Annotated in this window: 5 protein-coding genes; 3 read left to right on the top strand and 2 right to left on the bottom strand. The window is 60.4% G+C overall.

Annotated elements, in window-relative coordinates:
* Positions 1-144 precede the first annotated feature (144 nt).
* Positions 145-1,047 (bottom strand): LysR family transcriptional regulator, encoded by a 903-nt coding sequence (locus ABD767_RS17125; protein ID WP_087866405.1) that lies wholly within the window; start codon positions 1,045-1,047, stop codon positions 145-147.
* Positions 1,048-1,194: 147 nt separating this feature from the next.
* Between ABD767_RS17125 and ABD767_RS17120 the strand changes: the two genes are divergently transcribed.
* From ABD767_RS17120 to ABD767_RS17110, 3 genes are read left to right on the top strand one after another with little or no spacing between them, the layout of a single operon-like run.
* Complete coding sequence (locus ABD767_RS17120) at positions 1,195-2,514, top strand: MFS transporter (RefSeq protein WP_172415423.1); 1,320 nt, start codon at positions 1,195-1,197, stop codon at positions 2,512-2,514.
* A 37-nt stretch (positions 2,515-2,551) separates the two neighbouring features.
* Positions 2,552-3,739, top strand: coding sequence for a M20 aminoacylase family protein (locus tag ABD767_RS17115; RefSeq protein ID WP_087866407.1), 1,188 nt, complete (start codon positions 2,552-2,554; stop codon positions 3,737-3,739).
* Between the two features lie 3 nt (positions 3,740-3,742).
* Complete coding sequence (locus ABD767_RS17110) at positions 3,743-4,669, top strand: glutaminase (RefSeq protein ID WP_087866408.1); 927 nt, start codon at positions 3,743-3,745, stop codon at positions 4,667-4,669.
* A gap of 62 nt (positions 4,670-4,731) precedes the next feature.
* On the opposite strand, the gene ABD767_RS17105 is transcribed toward ABD767_RS17110, so the two are convergent.
* Positions 4,732-4,937, bottom strand: a 206-nt coding sequence (locus tag ABD767_RS17105; RefSeq protein WP_344869999.1) for a hypothetical protein, incomplete at its 5' end; no start/stop codon positions are given.

Below are 4,937 nucleotides of genomic sequence, written 5' to 3'. Positions count from 1 at the left end.
GGCCGCAAAAGCGGTGCAAATGGCCCGAAAAGGCACCAAGAATGGTGCAAGGACGCGGGCAAAACGGTGCGATTGCGTCATCTGAAAAACATCAGCCATGTAGCACTTGCGCAGCCGAGTTGTTCAGGATGTCCCAAGAGACTCTCAGTCATGCAGATGTTCGGCCACAAACTGGCGAAAAATTCCCATGGCAGGCGCTTCAGTGCGGTCGGCCAGGGTAACGAACGCAAAGCGTGCGCCCTCATTCAACGCCGGAGTGATGGGCAACTCCACCAAGCTACCATTGGCGATGGCTTCACGCGCGGGGCTGATGAGGCCGAGGAACACCGCGTCACTGCCGTGTACCGCGTGTAGCAAACTGTTGATATCGTTGCAGCGCAGGGTCACCGCGACCTGGGGGTCAGCTGCGGGCCCATAGCGGGTGATCAGAAGACGTGCCAACTCCGGATTGAGTGAAGTCGACGCTAACGGATAGCGTTGGAGGTGTGCAAATGTAATGGGGGTGTTGAGTTTGGCAAGGGGGTGACCCACGCGACAGATGAAACCACCGCGCATTTGGCCCAAATCTTCGATCAAAAGGTCATCAGCAGGCGTGACGCTGCGTAGATCCACGACCAGTGCGTCGAATCCACGTTCGCGCAAGCGGTTGGTCTGCAACTCGGGGGGGCCGGATTCGAGGCTGACCTGCACTCTCGGATGCATGCTGGCCATGTAACGCAGAAAGGGCTGCATCAGCAGTGCAGTAGGCCCCGCGCCGAGCCCAATGCGGATGACCCCCAAGTAGCCCTCTTGCAATAGCTGTGCGCTGCGTTTTAGCTCAACGGCATCCAGCACCATGCGGCGCGCCCGGCTTGCAACGGTCTGGCCGAATGGCGTCAACTCGTTGCGCTTGCCCATTCGGTCGATCAGACGTGCTCCGAGGTCGTCTTCGAGGGTCTGAATGCTGCGACTCAGGGCGGACTGGGTGATGTGGCACCGCTCCGCGGCGCGGCTGAACGAACCGGTGTCCGCCACAGCCAGCAGGTACTCCAGATGGCGCAGGTTCATTTCCTTTGTCGCATGAGTTTTTTGAATGCATTCAGAATAAATTATGCATTAGACGCATTTGATCATGATTCCTATGATTTCGCACGCTGTCGTCCAAGGCAGCAGCAATCATCCGGAGACAAATTCATGGGCGTTCAAAATTCCAGTATGGGCGACGTTGCGTTGCCGCCCACATCCCAGCGCGTATCGAACAATTCAACTGCCGCGAAGAGCAAGGTGCAGCCCCGCGTCGTGGCTGCAACAGTGGCGGGCAACGCGCTGGAGTTCTTTGATTTCACCACCTACGCGTTCTTCGCGGTGTATATCGGCCAGACCTTCTTTCCCGCTGACGAACCGCTGGTCACGGTGATGCTGTCGGTAGCGGTCTTTGGCGTTGGCTTCATCACGCGCCCTTTGGGCGGGCTGCTGATCGGCGCTTTTGCCGATCGTGCAGGACGCAAGCCGGCCATGCTGTTGACCATTGCGCTCATCACGGTCGGCACGATCGGCATGGCGCTCACCCCCTCGTACGCAAGCATCGGATTGGCGGCACCCATCATCGTCATTGCCTGTCGGCTGGTGCAGGGGCTGGCCCTGGGCGGCGAGGTCGGGCCGTCTACCACGTATCTGATCGAGATCGCACCCCAGGGCCGGCGCGGCCTGTATGGCAGCTGGCAGCTTGCCAGCCAGGGCATAGCGTCGCTGGCGGCTGGCGTCGTCGGCATTGTGCTCACGCTGGCGCTAAGCAAGGAGCAGATGCTGGCGTGGGGTTGGCGTATCCCTTTTTTGCTCGGTCTGGCATTGATCCCCATTGCTTTCTTTCTGCGCCGCCACATGCCTGAGAGCCTCGAGCATCCCACGCATAGCGGACCCATCAAGAGCCCGCTGGCCGATATCCGGCACCATCTGCGACCGATCACGCTGGCGCTCATGGTCATCCTGGGTGTGACGATCTCGACCTATGCGGCGATCTACATGACCACTTATGCCGTGACCACGCTCAAGCTCTCCGCGACGATCGCCATGTCGGCGACCATCGTATTCGGCGTGGCGACCTGGGCGGGTGCGCTGCTGGGGGGCTGGCTGTCAGATCTGTATGGGCGCAAACCCGTGATGCTCTGGGCTCGCGTGGCATTGTTCGTGTTGGTCTATCCGGCTTACATGCTGCTCATCGAGCACACCAGCGTTGCCACTCTGGCACTGGCGACTGCGCTGCTGGCATTGCTCACGGGCATTGGCGGCGCGCCAACGCTGGTGGCCATCCCGGAGCTGTTCCCCGGCCATGTACGCGCGCTCGGGCTGTCGATTGCCTATGCCTTTGGCGTGGCGCTGTTTGGTGGCACCGCGCAACTGGTGATCACCTGGCTCATCAAGGTGACCGACAACCCGGCAGCGCCAGCGCTCTACGTCCTTATCACCAGCTTGATCGCCATCGTAGGCATTCTGCTCATGCGCGAAACCGGCGGTGACAAGGAACTACAGAAATGATCACTAGGCGAATTTTTCCGGACTGTGAGTTCATAGCATGACTGTTCAAGACACCTTGCAGGCGATACGCGCACACGAAGACGAATTCATTGCTTTGCGCCGTGATATCCATCAGCACCCCGAGCTGCCATTCGAAGAGCTGCGCACCAGTGATTTAGTGGCTGCGCGACTGCGGGACTGGGGTTACCACGTTGAGCGCGGCCTGGGCGGAACCGGTGTGGTCGGGCAACTCAAGCGTGGCGACGGCACGCGCACGCTGGGTCTGCGCGCGGACATGGACGCACTGCCGATCCAGGAAACCACGGGGCTGCAGTACGCAAGTCGCAACCAGGGCGTCATGCACGCCTGCGGCCACGACGGACATACGGCCATGCTGTTGGCGGCAGCAAAGGTGCTGGCAGAGCAGGGTGATTTCTCAGGGACACTCAACCTGATCTTCCAGCCGGCGGAGGAATACGGCACCAGCGACTGTGGCGCCGTACGCATGATGAACGACGGCCTGTTCGACAAATACCCATGCGACGCTATCTTCAGCATGCACAACATGCCCGGCTGGCCACAGGGGCACTTGATCTTTCGCGAAGGCCCAATGATGGCCTCCTCTGACAAGGTCTACATTACACTGGTAGGTCATGGTGGTCACGGCGCTGTGCCGCACAAGGCAGCAGATCCGGTAGTGGCAGCAGCCAGCCTGGTGATGGCGTTGCAGACCGTCGTCTCGCGCAACGTCGATCCACTGCAAACAGCGGTGGTGACCGTGGGGGTGCTGCAATCCGGGCGCGCCAATAACGTCATCCCCGACAGCGCATATCTTGAGCTGAGCGTGCGCGCGCTCGATTCTGAGGTGCGCAGCCTGCTGCAGCAGCGCATTACCGAAATCGCCCACGCACAGGCGCAGAGCTTTGGCGTCAAGGCCGAAATCGACTATCGGCGCGGCTACGCGGCACTGGTCAACAGCAAGGACGAAACCGACTTCGCCCGCCAGATTGGCAGCGAATTGGTTGGTGCCGAGCGCGTTGTGCTGCAGGCCCCGCCACTCACCGGCAGCGAAGACTTCGCCTTCATGCTGGAGAAGCGCCCCGGCTGCTACCTGTTGATCGGAAACGGGGATGGCGACAAGCTGGGCGCCTGCATGGTACACAACCCGGGTTACGACTTCAACGACGCCAACCTGGCCATTGGCGCTGCATACTGGGTGCTGCTGGCGCGGCGTTACTTGGCCTGAACGATGGGCCACGCCGCTTTGGAAACGCTCCAGGGCTTTCTGGTAGGGCTCGACGCGCGCATGAAGCGCGCACACAAGCGCGGCCGGGTGGCGCACTACATTCCGCAACTGGCCAGCGTTGATGTGCATCAGTTCGGGATCAGTGTGTGCCTGGCCAGCGGAGAGCGGCTGAGCGCGGGCGACGCTGCGACGCCGTTTTCGATCCAGAGCATCTCAAAGGTCTTCTCACTGGCGATCGCATTGGGCCGTCACGGCGACCGGCTCTGGAAGCGGGTGGGCAAGGAACCATCTAACTACACCTTCAACTCGGTCATCGAGCTTGAGCAGGAAGGCGGCAAACCGCGCAATCCTTTCGTCAATGCGGGCGCACTGGTCACCACCGACGCCATGCTTGATGCGCCTGACGCGGGCGGCGGACTCGATAGACTGATGGATTTCGTTCGCACGGCGGCTGGAGATGACCGGATCTCGATTGATGAACAGGTTGCCGCCTCGGAATACCGGACGGCCTACCGCAACTTCTCTCTGGCGTACTTTCTACGCTCGTGCGGCAATCTGCACATGGAATGCGAACGTCTGCTGCAGATTTACTGTCGCCAATGCGCGATCACGATGAACTGCGAGCAATTGGCCAGCGCCGGCCGGTTCCTGGCCGGCTTCGACTCCGCAGCCCACCTGCTGAACCCAGCTCAGGCACGCAGCATCAACGCCTTGATGTTGCTCGCGGGGCACTATGATGGTTCAGGCGACTTTGCCTATTCGGTCGGCTTCCCCGGCAAGAGTGGCGTCGGAGGCGGCATTCTGGCGGTCGTTCCGGGACATGCATCGATCGCGGTCTGGTCTCCTGGCCTGAATGCGTTTGGCAATTCACTGCTCGGCACGCGCGCGCTGCAGGAGTTATCGGAGTTCACCGGCTGGTCGGTGTTCTGATGTGTAGGCTTTATCGTTTGCCTCGACATGAACAGCCCCGGATTTCGAGGAGGCTGGTTGGTTTAAATTGAGGTCGGTGTGACTGCCTCGCTGGCGAGTTGCCGCCAGACAGTTAAGGAAATCCTGCAAAACCTCCCTCTTTGTTTGGTAGGTGTCAGCAGGCCGTGGCATCGTCTCACCGCATGAAGCAAAGCAGCCTTGATCTGAACCTGAGCACCAAAAAAACCCGCAAGCAGCAATTGCTCGATGAGATGGAATTGGTGGTTCC

Source organism: Comamonas faecalis (assembly GCF_039538025.1).
Lineage (GTDB): Bacteria > Pseudomonadota > Gammaproteobacteria > Burkholderiales > Burkholderiaceae_C > Comamonas_C > Comamonas_C faecalis.
The sequence above is the reverse complement of the archived record's forward strand: the minus strand, read 5'-3'. Positions and strand labels throughout refer to the sequence as shown.